We start from the raw sequence: 15,724 nt of genomic DNA, 5'->3' as shown, positions 1-15,724 counted from the left end.
TTGGCTGATGGCGCAGCGCTATTGCACCCAACGTTGCAGTATTTGCTGCAAATCCGTGCGTTTGAACGGCTTGGCCAGGTAATCGTTCATTCCGGCTGCCAAACAGGCCTCGCGATCGCCCTGCAACGCGTTGGCGGTGAGCGCGATAATCGGCAGATTGGCGCAGCCGGGCAGTTGGCGGATCTGGCGGGTGGCTTCATAGCCGTCGATCAGCGGCAAGCGGCAATCCATCAGAATGGCGGTGAATATCAGGCTTTCGGCACTGCGGATCGCCTCGGCGCCGTCGGTGGCCAGGCTCACTTCAAAGCCCAGGCTGCGCAACATGGCTTCAACCACGGTGCGGTTGACCGGGTTGTCTTCCACCAGCAACACGTGGCGGCCGTTACCGGCGCTGGTTTTGCCTTCGGCGTGCAGGTCAATGGTCGGCAGGCTTTGCTGGTCGATGGCCAGCGGAATTTCCAGGGTAAACACCGAGCCGCGGCCTTCTTCGCTCTGGGCGCGCAGCGTGCCGCCCATGCGTTCGGCGAGGGTGCGGGCGATCGGCAGGCCCAGCCCGGTGCCGCCGTAACGTCTTGAAATGGAACTGTCGGCCTGCTGGAACGCATCGAACATCAGTTCAAGACGCTCGGCGGAAATGCCGATGCCGCTGTCGCGCACGGTGCAGGTGAACCACACCAATTCATGGTCGAGGGTTTGCCAGTGAGGCTCGACGGTGACCGTGCCATGCTCGGTGAACTTCAGCGCGTTACCGATCAGGTTCACCAGGATCTGCCGGATCCGCGTCGGATCGCCCTGCACTCGCAAGGACTCCATGCCCGCCGGAATCGGCAACGCCAGCGCCAGGCCGCGTTGCTGGGCGCTGTGCTGGAAGGCCTGGGCGCAGCTGCTGATCAGGTCCGCCAGATTGAACGGGATATGCTCCAGCTCCAGCGCGGCGCGCTCGATGCGCGAGAAGTCGAGGATGTCGTTGATCACCTTGAGCAAGTGTTCGGTGGACTCGGAGGCCAGCGCCGCGTACTCGGTCTGCTCCTCGGTCATCTCGGTGGTTTCCAGCAATTGCAACATGCCCAGCACGCCGTTCATGGGCGTGCGCAACTCGTGGCTCATCATCGCCAGGAAGTCCGACTTGGCATTGTTCGCGCGCTCGGCTTCTTCGCGGGTCTGGATCAACTGGGCCATGGCCTGGTGCTGCTCGCGGCTGGCCTGGTTGAGGCCCTCGGCGAGGTTGTTGATATGGCGCGACAGGTCTCCGAGTTCCGAGTCGTCGACGATCGGCAGCGGCGTCTTGTAGTCGCCTTGCTGGATCGCTTTGACCGCGTGGCCCATGGCGCTGATCGGCTGCGACAGGCTGGCGGCCAGGCGCCGTGCGAGCAGGAAGGTAAACAGCAGGGCGAACAGGGCGAGAATCCCGGCCTTGAACAGAATCTCCTGTTGGCGCTGGCTGAACGCGTCGTTGGACATGCCGACGATCACCCGGCCCAGGTAATCCGCCCGCGGCGCCTTGGGTTCGTTGAGGTTGTCCTGGAAAAAGTCATTACCCAGCTGGATATGTTGCAGACGGATCGGTGCCTGGAACACTTTCACCGACAGCGAATGGTCGTGCTTCTCCGACGGCTGTTCGACGTACAAGAGGATTTTCTCGGTGCTGTCCTGAATCTCCAGGAAGCGCACGTGCGGCGTGGCCAGTGTCGCGCGCAGCAAGCTGTCGAGCACATCGATGTTGCCGGAAATCACGCCGTATTCGGTGGCGGGGGCCAGTTGGTTGGCGATCAGCTGGCCGGTGTGGTCCAGCTCCTGGCGCAAATCCTGAATACGCACGAAGGTAAAGAAGCTGATCAGCAGCAGGGTCAGCAACAGTGCCGGGCCCAAGGTGATGAGCTGGGTGCGGGTATTGATGTCCCAACGACGACGCAAGGTCATGGGCGTTTTTCTCCTTCGGCCAGTCCGGCGGCGACGGCGACTTCGTCAACCTGTTCGATGCCCAGTGAGCGCGCGACTTGCGGGTTGCCCACGACTTTGAAGTGTTCCGGGTACAACGTGCGTGGCCAACTGGCCGGCGGGTGGTTCAGCAGTCGGTCGAGCACGTCGAGCCAGTCAGCCTGGTCGCTGTAGGTGCTGGCCAGGCTGCCGGCCTTGACGAACCCGGCATTGGGGCCCACCAACGGCAGTTGCTGGGCATAGCTGCTGAGCAACAGGTTCTTCACGGTCTTGGGGTTGTACAACTGCGGGTCGTCAAGGCCGAGCAACACATCACTGTTCTTGAACAGGTTCAGCAAGGGGCGACTGTCATTAATGTTGTCCCAGCGCTGCGGCACAATTTCCAGCCCCATGGGCGCCGCATACTGACGCAGCTCCTGCAGCAGGAATTCACTGTCGATGCCGTAAAGCACGCCGATGCGTCGGTATTGGGGCAGGATGCTGGCGATCAGCCTCAACTGGCGTTCCAGCGGCGGGTCGCTCCACAACAGGCTGATTCTGGCCGGATGTGTGCTGCCCAGCCGCTGGCGAGCTTGCAGGCGGCTGATGCGCAGCACCAGGGTCGGCGGGCCCTGGGCATCCTGCAGGCGCCAGTCAAGACCGGGCAGGTCCAACAGGATCAGGCGGGTGCTGGCCGGCAACTGGCTCGGCGCCGGCAAGTCTTTGAGCGGGGTGAAGGTCACATGGTCGTCGGGGCGGCGCTGGGCAAGGGCCTGGGCGAAGGCCTGGACGCCGGCACCGTCTTCGGCGGCGGTCAGCAGGATGTCGGCGCTCCACACCGGCGCACTCAGCAGCAGGCACGCCAACAGCACGCCTCGCCGCCAGAGCCGGGGTAAAAACCGCAGGATCATCCGTGACTGATCACCCATGTCAGAACTCTAACTCCGCGCTGAAGTAGAGCACGTGGCGACTGTCGTAATTGTTGTCGGCCCAGGTGGTGGGTTGGTTATCGAGGCGTTGTTGCAACATGCCGGCCAGCTCCACATTGGCGTTGCCCAAGGCAATGCGCTTGGCCACCCGCAGGTCGACCCGTTCGAAGCGATACCTGTTGAGCGCGTCGTCGCCATAGTAGAACAACGCACTGGACCAGCCCTGGCCCCATTCACGCAGCCAGCCGGCCGAGCCGCTGTTGCGTGCGGTTTGTGCCTTGTCCAGCGGGTTGCTTGAAGCGGCGTCGACGTAAGCATAGGTCAGCCGCAGGCGGTCGGCGTTGCTCATGCGCCAGTCGAACTGCGACTCGGCGCCGGTAAACCGTGCGCTGTTGGCGTTGCTGGCAATGTATTGGTTGTTGCGCAGTGGCGAGCTGATCATGTCGGTGATTTCGTCGTAGAACAGTTTCACGTCGACATTCAGCCCAAGGTCGGCAAAGAAGCCGTTGTAGCCCAGCTCGCGCGAGCGCATCAACTCTTTATCGAGGTTGCCGGGGCCGCGAGTTACCACAAAATATTGCCCGGAGTTTTGCCCATAGGCCGGGGAGCTGAGATTGGTGACGCGATAGCTCCAGTTGACGTTGTTCTCGAACATGTCCGGCGAGCGAATCGCCTCGGAATACACCGCGCGCAGGCCGTGGCGCGGGTTGATCAGGTAATTGACCGCCACCCGCGGCGTCAGCGAGTTGCCGCTCAAGTGGGTGTCTTCGTACATCGCGCCACCTTGCAGCAGCCAGTGTTCGCTGGCGCGCCATTCCAGGTGGCCGAACAGGCGCCAGGTGGTGTCGTCGAGGGTGCCGTTGAAGTAAGTGTCGGAATCGGCGCGGTCGTAGCGGTAGTTCATGCCGCTGACCAGGCGCAGGCTGTCGGACAGGCTCAGGGTGTCCTGAAGCTCAATGTCATAGCGGCTTTCGCGGGTGCTTTGGTCGATATTGCCGCACACGCTCTGGCTGGCACCCTGGCGCCACTGGTCCAGCACCTGGTTGCCGAGTGCTTGTTCGGCGGCGGTGCCGGACGGGGCCGTGCCCTTGCTGTAGATGTCCATGTGGCGGGCCAACTGCTCGGCGTAGTTGGGGTTGAGCTGCCACAGTTGGGTCAGTTCCGGGCTGAACGACACCTTGGCGTCACAGGCTTTCCAGACCTGCTGGCGGTCCCATTGCTGGGCTGAGCCCTGGATATACAGGCTGTGTTCGGGGTTGAACTCGACGTTCCAGCGCACGGAGCCGGCATAGTCCTTGGCCGTCACGTCGGAATTGGTGCCACCTTCGGTAATCCCGGCGAATACCGGGGTGTAGGTGTAAGGGCGCTGGTTGCTGCCTTCCTTGGCGTCGAGTTGCAAATCGAGGCTCTGCTGCGCGTTCAGGGTCTGGCTCACCGCCAGGCTGAAACGGCTGAGGCGGCGGCTGTCACGGCGGTCGGCGCCGACGGCGTCGCTGTCAAAACCATCGTCCTGTTGCCCGGACATCGACAGGCGCAAGTCACCGGTTTCCCAGCCCATACCCTGGCTGGCATAGAAGTCGTTGATCCCACGTTCGCCACGGATCACTTTGACCCGCGAACCGTGGCTGTTGGACGGCGAGCGCGTGAGGATATTGACCACCGCCATCAGCGCATTGGCGCCATAGCTGACTGTGTTGGGGCCGCGAAACACCTCGATACGCTCGATGTCTTCCATCGCCACCGGAATATCGCTCCAGTCCACCGTGGCCAGGCCCGCGCGGTACACCGAGCGCCCATCGATCAACACCTGCATGCGCCGCGCATCGCTGGCGCTGGTGCCGTGGTAGTTCACCGCCGCCTGGTTGCCGGTGGTGTAGCCGACCATCATCCCCGGCACCAGCCGCAGCAACTCGGCGATGTCCCGCGCGCCGCTGGCCTTGATCAGCTCGCTGTCGATCACGGTCATGCTGCCGGGCACGGCGGCGGCCGATTGCTTGAGACGCGTGGCCGTCAGCACCTGTGGCAGCGGCTGACTGTCCAGAAACAGGTCATCCGCCACGGCAGGCACACTGCACAACAGCATCAACCATAGAGATGAGCGAGGAGGAGGGCCCAGATACACAGCACGGCCTTGATAATTACGGATAGCCGCCCATGTTAACTGAGGTGGGGCCATTTGCCAGTCGTGGGCCGCGCAATTACTTCACCCAACGGTGGCATTTTCCGACAAGCGCGGGAATTGATACGGGGGCTGGCCGCAAGCGGGTCGCCCCGTATAATGCCGCCATCGCCACTGGTATGGATTAACGGATTGCATATGACTGAACAGCGCCCTATTGCGGTCCTGGGAGGCGGAAGTTTTGGTACCGCCGTGGCAAACCTGCTGGCCGAGAACGGCCACGCGGTGCGCCAATGGATGCGCGATCCCGAGCAGGCCGAGGCCATCCGCGTTCATCGGGAAAACCCCCGTTACCTTAAAGGCATCAAGATTCATGCGGCGGTCGAACCGGTGACCGATCTGCTGGCCACGCTGGCTGAATGTGACCTGTGCTTTGTCGCACTGCCTTCGAGCGCCTTGCGCTCAGTGCTGGCGCCTCACGCCGAACGCCTGGCGGGCAAGCTGCTGGTCAGCCTGACCAAGGGCATCGAGGCGCACACCTTCAAGCTGATGAGCGAAATCCTCGAAGAGATCGCCCCTCAGGCGCGCATTGGCGTGCTGTCCGGGCCGAACCTGGCGCGGGAAGTCGCCGAGCACGCGCTGACGGCCACCGTGGTCGCCAGTGAAGATGAAGCGTTATGTGAACGCGTCCAGGCGGTGTTGCATGGCCGCACCTTCCGCGTCTATGCCAGCGGCGACCGCTTTGGTGTCGAACTGGGCGGGGCGCTGAAAAACGTTTACGCGATCATCGCCGGCATGGCCGTGGCCCTGGGCATGGGCGAGAACACCAAGAGCATGCTGATCACTCGCGCACTGGCAGAGATGACCCGCTTTGCGGTGAACCAGGGCGCCAACCCGATGACTTTCCTGGGCCTGGCGGGCGTGGGTGATTTGATCGTGACCTGCTCGTCGCCGAAAAGCCGCAACTACCAGGTCGGTTTCGCCTTGGGCCAGGGCTTGAGCCTGGAAGACGCAGTCACGCGCCTGGGCGAAGTGGCCGAAGGCGTCAACACGCTTAAAGTGCTGAAGGCCAAGGCTCAGGAGGTCGGCGTGTACATGCCGCTGGTCGCCGGGCTGCACGCGATCCTGTTTGAAGGGCGCACCTTGAACCAAGTCATCGAGTTGCTGATGCGCGCCGAGCCCAAGACCGATGTCGACTTTATTTCCACCAGTGGTTTCAACTGAGGAACGCGCCATGAACGATCCCAAAGCGGCCCCGAAATACGAGTCCATTCTCCTGCGTATCCTGTGGATGCTGGTGTTTGCCCTGGTGTGGCAAGTCGCGCAGTTCCTGCTGGGCGCGCTGGTGGTGGTGCAGTTGGTGTATCGCCTGGTCTACGGCGCGCCGAACCTGGGCCTGATGAATTTTGGCGACAGCCTCAGCCAGTTCCTCGCGCAGATCGGCCGTTTCGGCAGCTTCCACACCGAGCAGAAACCCTGGCCCTTCGCCGATTGGCCAACCCCGCGAGCACCCGAGGGTGAAGCCGCCCACAGCGTGCCGCCGGCGCCGCACCCGGTGCGTGATGAAGAGCCAAAACTGTGAAGCTGTGGATTTTGCGTCACGGTGAAGCCCAGGGGCATGCGCGCACCGACGCCGAGCGCAACCTCACTGAGCATGGCCGCGGCGAAGTGTTGCGCAGTGCCGCGCACCTGATCGGCCAGCCGATCAGCGCCATCCTCGCGAGTCCGTATGTGCGTGCGCAGCAAACTGCCCACTTGGTGCGTGACGCCTTGGGGTTTGAGCCGCAGATTCGTACCGTGCCGTGGTTGACGCCTGACAGCAGTCCGTTGCAGGTCTTGGAAAAGCTCGACACCGATGACAACGTGCTGCTGGTCAGCCATCAGCCGTTGGTGGGCAGCTTGATCAGCTTTTTGCAGCATGGTCATCTGCGTCAGCCGCAACCGATGCACACTGCCAGCCTTGCGGAGCTTGAGGGGGATTTTCCGTTGGCGGGGTTGATGAGTCTGGTTGGTGTGAAGAACCCGTAGGGTCGAGGTGCATGTCCGTTGCTGCGGTAACGGCTTCGTAGGGTTCCGCTCTTACTGCGGGTCACTTTTGGCAAACGCCCGGAATGCCGGCCCAGCCAAAAGTAACCAAAAGGTCTGTGCCCCTCCCCTGGGCACCTCGCCTGGGCTCGGCCAGCGTGTATCTGATGCTGAGATCCAAATGTGGGAGCGGGCTTGCTCGCGAAGGCGGCGTGTCAGTGACACATAAGCTGACTGATCCACCGCCTTCGCGAGCAAGCCCGCTCCCACAAGTTGACCGAGTGCATCTGCCGGTACCGCACGGCTTTGCCTTTCTGTAGGAGCTGGCTTGCCTGCGATGCAGGCACATCGGTGTATCAGTGACACCCAGTAGATGCCATCGCAGGCAAGCCAGCTCCCACATTTGATTGAGTTCAGCTTCCAAGATCAGGTCGGCTGTCAGACCGCCTCGCCTCCGCTTTTGATCTAACCACTCAGGTCGGCTACCAGGCCGCCGTGCTTTTGCTTTTGATTTTGATCTTAGGCGCCCCGTTAAACCACGCTCCAAAGCCTGCGTGAGGGCACACCGAGCCTAAGCGAGGTGCCGAGTGGTGGGGCAAGAGCCTTTTGGTTACTTTTGGGCTCTTTTCAAAAGTGACCCGCCGTAAGGGCGGAACCCATATCCGCCATCACCTAAATAACGGATATACCCCCAGCAACCCGTAACAACCCCAAAAAAAACATGCGTAACCCCCAAAGGCTCCAAGGATAAATCACCCCCCAGTGTGTGCTATACAGTCAACCAAGCAAGTGCTTGGTTGGCTATGGCCGGATCACAAAGGAGCGCGTCCCATGCCCGTCGCTTTTCGTTTGCCGTTGCAGGTCTTCTTCGAACGTGAAGCGCGACACCCGCGCAAAACCTTTCTGGTGCAACCCATCGGCGCTGGCGAGGTGCAGACCCTCACCTGGGGCGAGGTCGGTCACCAGGCCCGTTGCGCCGCGCATTGGCTGCGTGCCCGCGAGCTGCCGCAAGGCTCGCACATCGCGCTGATCTCAAAAAACTGCGCACACTGGATCATCGCCGACCTCGCGATCTGGATGGCCGGGCACGTCTCGGTGCCGCTGTACCCCAACCTCACCGCCGACTCCGTCGCCCATGTGCTGACCCATTCCGAGGCGGCGCTGGTATTGATCGGCAAGCTGGATGACTGGCCTGCGATGGCGCCGGGTATCTCCGCCGGGCTGCCGACCATCAGCCTGCCCCTGTGCCCGGCCGGCGACTTCGATTACCGCTGGGCCGACCTGCAAGCCTGCTCGCCGATCCAGGACAACCCTGAACCTGGCACCTCAAGCCTGGCCACCATCGTCTACACCTCCGGCACTACTGGCTTGCCCAAGGGCGTGATGCAAACCTTTGGCGCCTTGGGTTTTGCCGCCACCCGTGGCACCGAGTTGTTCGGCCTGGGGGAGGGCGACCGGTTGCTGTCCTACCTGCCGCTGTGCCATGTGGCCGAGCGCATGTTCGTGGAATTGGCCTCGATCTACACCGGGCAAACCGTGTATTTCGCCGAGAGCCTCGATACCTTTCTGGCGGATCTGCGTCGGGCCCGGCCAACGGCGCTGTTCGGCGTGCCGAGGATCTGGACCAAGTTCCAGATGGGCGTCTACAGCAAGATCCCGCAAAAGCGCCTCGACCGCCTGCTGCGCCTGCCATTTATCGGCAAGCGCGTCGGCCATAAGGTCCTTGTGGGGTTGGGCCTGGATGCCCTGCGCATTGCGTTGTCCGGGGCGGCGCCCGTGCCCGAAGCGTTGCTGCGTTGGTATCAGCGCCTGGGGCTGGATGTGCTGGAGGTGTATGGCATGACCGAAAGCTGCGGCTATTCCCATGTGTGTCGCCCCGGCCAGCAGACGCTCGGCTGGATCGGCCTACCGTGCCCTGGCGTGGAAGTGCGCATCGACACGTCGGGCGAAGTGCAGGTGCGCAGCGGCGCGACCATGCTCGGCTACTTCAAGGACCCGCAGAAAACCGCCGACACCCTGACCGATGATGGCTTTCTGCGTACCGGCGACAAAGGCGAACAGGACGCCGACGGCCGCCTGCGCCTGACCGGGCGGCTCAAGGAAATCTTCAAGACCAGCAAGGGCAAACACGTGGCCCCGGCACCGATTGAAAACCGCCTGGCCGAACATGCACGCATTGAGCAAGTGTGCGTGGTGGGCGATGGCCTGACTGCGCCGATCGGCCTGTGCGTGTTGTCCGCCGGGCCTCAGGACCGAAACGCCTTGGGCAGCAGCCTCGAACGCTGGCTGGAACAGGTCAACCAGGCACTGGATAAACACGAACGCTTGCGCCAGCTGGTGGTGGTGAAAGACAGTTGGGCGGTGGAAAACGGCTTTCTCACGCCGACCCTGAAAATCAAACGCACGGTGATCGAGTCGACCTACGGTGCCGAGCTTGCAGTTTGGAGCGCGCGCAACGAAGCCATTGTGTGGCAGGATTAGGGTCGTAATAAAACCAATAAGGACACCTTCATGAGTTTGTGGCGCACCCAACCGAATATCGAGCAACTCAACGCGAGCCAGAAAAACACCATTGGTGAGCTGCTGGACATCCGCTTCGAAAGCTTCGACGACGAGTCCCTGACCGCCAGCATGGTGGTCGACCATCGCACCCATCAACCCTACGGCCTGCTGCACGGCGGTGCGTCGGTGGTGCTGGCTGAAAGCGTCGGTTCCATGGCGGCTTACCTGTGCATCGATGCCAGCAAGTTTTATTGCGTGGGCCTGGAGGTCAATGCCAACCACCTGCGCGGTGTGCGCAGCGGGCGGGTCACGGCGGTGGCGCGGGCGATCCATATCGGCCGTACCACTCAAGTGTGGGACATTCGCTTGACCAGCGATGAGGGCAAATCCAGCTGCGTGTCGCGCCTGACCATGGCCGTGGTACCGCTGGGCGAGAACCCGCCGGCGCGATAGGCGTGGCGTGAGTGTCATCATTCCTGGCGGTTACAGTCATTGCTGTAACGGCCGGGCATGGTGACAATCAACTTCTGTTTTTGCAGATGGATCCGGTATGTCGCAGCACGTGTTTTTTGCCCACGCCAATGGCTTCCCTTCGGCCACTTACGGCAAGTTGTTTGCCGCCCTGGCCCCGGAATATGCCGTGGCTCACCTGCCACAGCACGGTCACGACCCCAGGTTTCCGGTGGACGACAACTGGCAGAACCTGGTGGACGAATTGATCCACCATCTGCAGTTGCAGCCGGAACCGGTGTGGGGTGTGGGCCATTCCCTGGGCGGTGTGTTGCATTTGCACGCGGCCATGCGCTGTCCGCAGCTGTACCGCGGCGTGGTGATGCTCGATTCGCCGGTGCTGACCCGCGCTGACCGCTGGGTGATCCGTGCCGCCAAGCGTTTCGGCTTTATCGACCGTCTGACCCCGGCCGGGCGTACGCTGGGCCGCCGTGAAGAATTTGCCGATCTGGAGGCCGCGCGCAGCTACTTTGCCGGCAAGACGCTGTTTCGCGGGTTCGATCCGGAATGCTTTGACGCGTACCTGCAACACGGCTTGCAACAGGTGGGCGATCGCCTGCGTCTGCGCTTTGATCCGGCCACTGAAATCAGCATCTACCGCGGCGTGCCTCACACCAGCCCTGGCCAGGTTCGTCAGTTGAAGGTGCCGTTGGCGGTGGTGCGCGGCCGTCAAAGCCGCGTGGTGATGCGTCACCATGCCAGCGGCGTCGACCGCCTGCCGATGGGCGAAATGCTCACCATGCCCGGCGGCCATATGTTTCCCCTCGAACGCCCGCAGGACACCGCGACCTTGATCAAGAACCTGTTTTCCCGCTGGGCAGCCCGCGAGCGCAGTTGCGCATGAGCACGCCCGTCGAAGAAGTCCGCCTGAGCCTGCCGCATATCGAGTTGGCGGCGCATCTGTTTGGTCCCGAAGACGGTTTGCCGGTGATCGCCCTGCATGGCTGGCTCGACAACGCCAACAGCTTTGCGCGGCTGGCGCCGAAGCTGCACGGTTTGCGTATCGTCGCGTTGGACATGGCCGGTCATGGGCATTCGGCGCACCGTCCTGCTGGCGCCGGTTATGCCCTGTGGGATTACGTCTTTGATGTGTTGCAAGTTGCCGACCAGCTGGGCTGGAAACGTTTTGCATTACTTGGCCACTCCCTCGGCGCCATCGTCTCACTGGTGTTGGCCGGCGCCTTGCCGGAGCGAGTCACGCACCTGGGCTTGATCGACGGCGTGGTCCCGCCCACCGCCGCGGGCGAGAGCGCCGCCGAGCGGCTGGGCATGGCGCTGCAGGCGCAACTGAACCTGCAGGACAAGCGCAAACCGGTCTACACCTCGCTGGATCGCGCCGTGGAAGCACGCATGAAAGGCGTGGTGGCGGTCAGTCGCGAAGCCGCCGAGCTGTTGGCCCAGCGCGGTTTGATGCCGGTGCCGGGCGGTTACACCTGGCGTACGGACAGCCGCCTGACGCTCGCCTCGCCGATGCGCCTGACCGATGAGCAGGCGATGGCTTTCGTGCGGCGCGTGGGTTGCCCTACACAGCTGGTGGTCGCGGCTGACGGCATGCTGGCGAAACATCCAGAATTGCTTTCTCAGCTACCTTTTACGGTGAACACGCTGCCCGGCGGCCATCATTTACACCTTAATGATGAGCCCGGCGCGTTGCTTGTTGCAGACTGTTTCAATCGGTTCTTCCACGCGCCTTGACTTGACGCGGGCAACTGCCGAGGCTGGGCGGATTGAAAGGGAGTCAACCATGAACGCTATGAACACTGCTGCGACCTCTAATGGCCAGGGCTCACCGATCCGATGAGCCTGCGCAAAGGATGTATCCGTGCCCTCGGGCTGTGCTGTTTCAGCCCCTTGGTGTTCGCCGCCGACCTGCCGGGAAGCCAGGATTTACCTGCCGTGGCCCGTCAGACCGATGCGCAAATCGTCGATTACCGCCCCGCTGAAGAAAAGGAACGCATCTACCCGATGGGCGCGATCCGCAAGATCAGCGGCCAACTGCGTTACGAAGGCCAAGCCACTGCGCGTGGCCAGACCACCGCCATCACCTATGAGCTGCCCGCCGAGCACACTTCCAGTGCCGCGTTTACCGCGACGCGCGAAGCGTTGCAGGCCAAGGGCGCGCAGCTGTTGTTCTGGTGCCAGGCTCGCGATTGCGGCGAAAGCAGCCTGTGGGCCAACGAAGTGTTCGGCAACGCCAAACTGGTCGGCGCCGATGGGCAGCAGGAATACCTGCTGCTGCGTCTGGCGGCGCCGCAGGACAATTCCCTGGTAGCGCTGTACGGCATCACGCGCGGCAACCGTCGCGCCTATCTGCATGTTGAACAGCTCGACGCCAGCGCGCCGCTGGGGGACTTGCTGCCCACCTCGGCCACCTTGCTGCGTGAGTTGAAAAGCACCGGCGAACTGGACTTCCCGGCGTTGGGCGCCGAACCCGACGCCACCTGGCTGACCCTGATTTCCCGTGGCTTGAACCTCGACGCCACCTTGCGCGTCAGCTTGACCGGGCCGACCGCCGAAGCCTGGCGCCAGGGCCTGATCGACAGCGGCGTGCGCGCCGCGCGCATGGAAACCGGCAGCGGTGACGCTAAGGGTTTGCACCTGCATCTGATACGCTGACCCGCAACAGGGCGAACGGACCCGCGCCGTTCGCCTAAGCTCTCTTCCTACAGCCTTATTCTCGAGATACCCGATGCTCAATAACGATCGCCTACTGGTGCAAATCCTGCTGCTGGTGTTGTTTGGTGCCAGCTTCTGGGTGATGGCGCCGTTCTGGTCGGCGCTGTTCTGGGGCGCGGTGCTGGCGTTTGCCAGCTGGCCGCTGATGCGTTTGCTGACCCGCTGGCTGGGCGGCCGGGAATCCCTGGCGGCGGGCATTCTGACCCTGGGCTGGATGCTGCTGGTGGCGGTGCCACTGGTGTGGCTGGGGTTCAACCTGGCCGACCATGTACGCGACGCCGTGGGCCTGATCAAGGATATCCAGGTTGACGGTCTGCCGGCCGCGCCGACGTGGCTGGGTTCGATTCCATTGGTCGGTGAGCGCCTGGTGGCCACCTGGGACAGCATCGACCAGCAGGGCGCGGCGTTGATGGTCAGCATCAAGCCGTACCTGGGCCAGGTCGGCAACTGGTTGCTGGCGCGTAGCGCGCAGATCGGCGGCGGTATCCTCGAACTGACCCTGAGCCTGGTGTTCGTGTTTTTCTTCTACCGCGACGGGCCGCGCCTGGCGACGTTCGTGCATCGCCTGCTGGAACGCTTGATCGGCGACCGTGCCGGTTACTACATCGAGTTGGTGGCCGGCACTGTGCAACGCGTGGTCAACGGCGTGATTGGTACCGCCGCCGCTCAGGCGTTGCTGGCGCTGATCGGCTTCCTGATCGCGGGCGTGCCGGGCGCGTTGGTGCTGGGCATCGTCACCTTCCTGCTCAGCCTGATCCCCATGGGGCCGCCGCTGGTGTGGATCCCGGCCACGGCCTGGCTGGCCTGGAAGGGCGATTACACCTATGCGGTGTTTCTCGGTGTGTGGGGCACGTTCATCATCAGCGGCGTCGACAACGTGCTCAAGCCGTACCTGATCAGCCGCGGCGGCAACCTGCCGCTGGTGATTGTGCTGCTGGGCGTGTTTGGCGGGTTGATCGCCTTTGGCTTTATCGGTCTGTTTATCGGCCCGACCTTGCTGGCGGTGGCCTACAGCCTGCTGACGGATTGGAGCGCGACCCAGGCGCAAGTGCGTCGCGAAGACAAACCCCTTTAAGCCCTCGGCAACCGCATCACGGCGGTCAGGCCGCCGCCTGGGGTTTCCTCCAGGCTCAGGCTGCCGCCGAGGCGTTCCACCGCTTCCTTGGAAATCGTCATGCCCAGGCCGACGCCGCCGGAGTTGCGGTTGCGTGAGCCTTCCAGGCGAAAGAACGGTTCGAATACGGCCTCACGTTTATCCGCCGCAATCCCCGGCCCGTGGTCGATCACACGGATGACCAAGGCTTCGCGGCTGTCGCTCAGTTCCACCCGCGCCGTACCGGCATAACGCAGTGCATTGTCGATCAGGTTGTTGAGGCACGAGCGCAGTGCCATCGGCTGCACCTGCAAGGGCGCGCAATTGCCCGCGAACTGCACATCAGAGCCCTGGTCCTGGGCGTTTTCGCTGAGGGATTCGACCAGCGCCTGCACGTCGAGCCAGTGCCGGGTTTCGCTGGTGCGCTGTTCGTGCAAGTAGCTCAGGGTGGAGTCGAGCATGTCGATCATGTCGTCCAGGTCCTGGCGCATCTGACCTTGCAGCTTGGTGTCTTCGATCTGCTCCAGACGCAGCTTGAGGCGTGACAGCGGGGTGCGCAGGTCGTGAGAAACGGCGCCGAGCATACGTGCACGTTGGCTGACTTGCTCGCGAATGCGTTTTTGCATCAGGTTGAAGGTCGATGCAGCCTGGCGCGCCTCGCGAGGCCCGGACTCATTGAGGGGTGGGCTGTCGAGGTCGAGGCTCAAGCGTTCGGCGGCTGCGCTCAAGCGCTGGATCGGCCGGCTCAGCAGTTTGGCGCCATACCAGGCGGCAATGATCAGCGAGATAAACTGAAACGTCAGTGGCACCATCGGGCCACCGAACCAGGGGCGATGGTGCTTGGGCAGCGGCTTCATCGTTCCATCCGGCTGCTCGACAAAGGTTTCCTGAGGCGGCGGCGGTGGCGAGCCATAGTGGTGAAACCAAAAGAACGCCAGCACGTGGGCCAGCACAATGGCCACCAGCAATACGCCGAACAGCCTGCCGAACAGCGTATTGAAGGTGGCGCGCATCAGCCGATATCCCGCGCGTCAAACAGGTAGCCTTCGCCGCGGACAGTCTTGATCAACTGCGGTGCCTTGGGGTCATCGCCCAGCTTCTGGCGCAGGCGCGAGACCAGCAAGTCGATGCTGCGATCAAACGCCTCGATGGAACGGCCGCGCGCGGCATCGAGCAATTGTTCACGGCTCAGCACGCGGCGCGGGCGTTCGATAAACACCCACAGCAGACGAAACTCGGCGTTGGACAGCGGCACCACAAGGCCGTCGTCGGCCACCAGCTGGCGCAGTACGCTGTTGAGGCGCCAGTTGTCGAAACGGATATTGGCGCGCTGCTCGGTACGGTCATCGCGTACTCGGCGCAGGATGGTCTGGATGCGTGCCACCAGCTCGCGCGGTTCGAAGGGCTTGGACATGTAGTCATCGGCGCCCAGTTCCAGGCCGATAATGCGGTCGGTGGGTTCGCAGCGCGCGGTGAGCATCAGGATCGGGATGTCCGATTCGGTGCGCAGCCAACGGCACAGTGACAGGCCGTCTTCGCCCGGCAGCATCAGGTCGAGCACCACCACATCAAAGGTTTCAGCTTGCATGGCCGTGCGCATGGCGGTGCCGTCGGTGACGCCGACGGCGAGAATATTGAAGCGCGCCAGGTAGTCGATCAGCAGTTCACGAATCGGTAGATCGTCATCGACGATCAGCGCACGGGTGTTCCAGCGCTTGTCTTCGGCGATCACCGCGCCTTTTTGCTCTTCGTTTACAGAGACGGTAGGGATATGCATAGTGCGATCATCTGCCTGGGTTGTTGCTGTCAGCATAGGCGCCCAGCTCCATGGCTGGAAGTGCTGGACGGGCGGTCATGTGCGCGAGGCTAGACGTGGTGCGTGTTGAGGGCATGTCGTGAATGTATCAGTCTTGACACAATTGCGCTAAATGCCGAGTTATGGGCGCTCGATCA

General features: G+C 62.8%; 14 protein-coding genes. 9 read left to right on the top strand and 5 right to left on the bottom strand.

All coding sequences use genetic code 11. From position 1 onward, the window contains the following. Nucleotides 1-18 precede the first annotated feature (18 nt). The 3 genes from L8K08_RS00635 to L8K08_RS00625 are packed head-to-tail and all read right to left on the bottom strand — an operon-like array spanning nt 19 to nt 4,968. Nucleotides 19-1,920, bottom strand: coding sequence for an ATP-binding protein (locus L8K08_RS00635; RefSeq protein ID WP_145164964.1), 1,902 nt, complete (start codon nt 1,918-1,920; stop codon nt 19-21). Then, nucleotides 1,917-2,846, bottom strand: a complete 930-nt coding sequence (locus L8K08_RS00630) for an ABC transporter substrate binding protein (RefSeq protein WP_242193688.1) — start codon at nt 2,844-2,846, stop codon at nt 1,917-1,919. The genes L8K08_RS00635 and L8K08_RS00630 overlap by 4 nt, the downstream gene beginning before the upstream one ends. A 1-nt stretch (nt 2,847) precedes the next feature. Continuing rightward, complete coding sequence (locus L8K08_RS00625) at nt 2,848-4,968, bottom strand: TonB-dependent receptor (protein ID WP_347340984.1); 2,121 nt, start codon at nt 4,966-4,968, stop codon at nt 2,848-2,850. A gap of 195 nt (nt 4,969-5,163) precedes the next feature. On the opposite strand from L8K08_RS00625, the gene L8K08_RS00620 reads away from it, so the two are divergent. The 9 genes from L8K08_RS00620 to L8K08_RS00580 all read left to right on the top strand — a co-directional run bounded on the left by L8K08_RS00620 (nt 5,164) and on the right by L8K08_RS00580 (nt 13,753). After that, the gene (locus L8K08_RS00620) at nt 5,164-6,189 is read left to right on the top strand and encodes an NAD(P)H-dependent glycerol-3-phosphate dehydrogenase (protein WP_145164958.1); all 1,026 of its coding nucleotides are present in this window, start codon (nt 5,164-5,166) and stop codon (nt 6,187-6,189) included. A gap of 10 nt (nt 6,190-6,199) precedes the next feature. Next, nucleotides 6,200-6,547, top strand: coding sequence for a DUF4389 domain-containing protein (locus tag L8K08_RS00615; protein WP_119739584.1), 348 nt, complete (start codon nt 6,200-6,202; stop codon nt 6,545-6,547). Continuing rightward, nucleotides 6,544-6,993, top strand: a complete 450-nt coding sequence (gene sixA, locus L8K08_RS00610) for a phosphohistidine phosphatase SixA (RefSeq protein ID WP_242193686.1) — start codon at nt 6,544-6,546, stop codon at nt 6,991-6,993. The genes L8K08_RS00615 and sixA overlap by 4 nt, the downstream gene beginning before the upstream one ends. 828 nt (nt 6,994-7,821) lie before the next feature. Further along, nucleotides 7,822-9,471 (top strand): AMP-binding protein, encoded by a 1,650-nt coding sequence (locus L8K08_RS00605; protein WP_242193684.1) that lies wholly within the window; start codon nt 7,822-7,824, stop codon nt 9,469-9,471. 30 nt (nt 9,472-9,501) lie between these two features. Next, complete coding sequence (locus tag L8K08_RS00600; protein ID WP_145164952.1) at nt 9,502-9,945, top strand: hotdog fold thioesterase; 444 nt, start codon at nt 9,502-9,504, stop codon at nt 9,943-9,945. Between the two features lie 97 nt (nt 9,946-10,042). After that, nucleotides 10,043-10,846, top strand: a complete 804-nt coding sequence (locus tag L8K08_RS00595; protein ID WP_145164950.1) for an alpha/beta hydrolase — start codon at nt 10,043-10,045, stop codon at nt 10,844-10,846. Continuing rightward, nucleotides 10,843-11,697, top strand: a complete 855-nt coding sequence (locus L8K08_RS00590; RefSeq protein ID WP_242193682.1) for an alpha/beta fold hydrolase — start codon at nt 10,843-10,845, stop codon at nt 11,695-11,697. Before L8K08_RS00595 ends, L8K08_RS00590 begins: the two co-directional genes overlap by 4 nt. A gap of 102 nt (nt 11,698-11,799) precedes the next feature. Then, entirely contained in the window at nt 11,800-12,618 is an 819-nt protein-coding gene (locus L8K08_RS00585) for a DUF4892 domain-containing protein (RefSeq protein WP_242193681.1), read from the top strand. 73 nt (nt 12,619-12,691) lie between these two features. Next, a complete protein-coding gene (locus L8K08_RS00580; protein ID WP_145164944.1) occupies nt 12,692-13,753 on the top strand; it encodes an AI-2E family transporter in 1,062 nt (353 codons plus the stop codon). On the opposite strand, the gene L8K08_RS00575 is transcribed toward L8K08_RS00580, so the two are convergent. Then, nucleotides 13,750-14,784, bottom strand: a complete 1,035-nt coding sequence (locus L8K08_RS00575; protein WP_145164942.1) for a HAMP domain-containing sensor histidine kinase — start codon at nt 14,782-14,784, stop codon at nt 13,750-13,752. The two genes, L8K08_RS00580 and L8K08_RS00575, sit on opposite strands and share 4 nt — an antisense overlap. Beyond that, complete coding sequence (locus tag L8K08_RS00570) at nt 14,784-15,548, bottom strand: response regulator (RefSeq protein WP_242195020.1); 765 nt, start codon at nt 15,546-15,548, stop codon at nt 14,784-14,786. The genes L8K08_RS00575 and L8K08_RS00570 overlap by 1 nt, the downstream gene beginning before the upstream one ends. Between the last annotated feature and the right edge of the window lie 176 nt (nt 15,549-15,724).

Origin of the sequence: Pseudomonas sp. TREG-RG-20F-10-E-6-01 (genome assembly GCF_022662455.1) — a bacterium.
In the GTDB taxonomy this organism is placed as follows: Bacteria; Pseudomonadota; Gammaproteobacteria; order Pseudomonadales; family Pseudomonadaceae; genus Aquipseudomonas.
Note: the sequence above shows the minus strand (reverse complement) of the source record. Positions and strands in the feature narration are given on the sequence as shown.

Coding starts and splice junctions, on each gene's coding strand:
- L8K08_RS00635 (WP_145164964.1), bottom strand. CDS start 1,920: ATGACCTTGCGTCGTCGTTGGGACATCAATACCCGCACCCAGCTCATC.
- L8K08_RS00630 (WP_242193688.1), bottom strand. CDS start 2,846: ATGGGTGATCAGTCACGGATGATCCTGCGGTTTTTACCCCGGCTCTGG.
- L8K08_RS00620 (WP_145164958.1), top strand. CDS start 5,164: ATGACTGAACAGCGCCCTATTGCGGTCCTGGGAGGCGGAAGTTTTGGT.
- L8K08_RS00615 (WP_119739584.1), top strand. CDS start 6,200: ATGAACGATCCCAAAGCGGCCCCGAAATACGAGTCCATTCTCCTGCGT.
- L8K08_RS00605 (WP_242193684.1), top strand. CDS start 7,822: ATGCCCGTCGCTTTTCGTTTGCCGTTGCAGGTCTTCTTCGAACGTGAA.
- L8K08_RS00600 (WP_145164952.1), top strand. CDS start 9,502: ATGAGTTTGTGGCGCACCCAACCGAATATCGAGCAACTCAACGCGAGC.
- L8K08_RS00595 (WP_145164950.1), top strand. CDS start 10,043: ATGTCGCAGCACGTGTTTTTTGCCCACGCCAATGGCTTCCCTTCGGCC.
- L8K08_RS00590 (WP_242193682.1), top strand. CDS start 10,843: ATGAGCACGCCCGTCGAAGAAGTCCGCCTGAGCCTGCCGCATATCGAG.
- L8K08_RS00585 (WP_242193681.1), top strand. CDS start 11,800: ATGAGCCTGCGCAAAGGATGTATCCGTGCCCTCGGGCTGTGCTGTTTC.
- L8K08_RS00580 (WP_145164944.1), top strand. CDS start 12,692: ATGCTCAATAACGATCGCCTACTGGTGCAAATCCTGCTGCTGGTGTTG.
- L8K08_RS00575 (WP_145164942.1), bottom strand. CDS start 14,784: ATGCGCGCCACCTTCAATACGCTGTTCGGCAGGCTGTTCGGCGTATTG.
- L8K08_RS00570 (WP_242195020.1), bottom strand. CDS start 15,548: ATGCATATCCCTACCGTCTCTGTAAACGAAGAGCAAAAAGGCGCGGTG.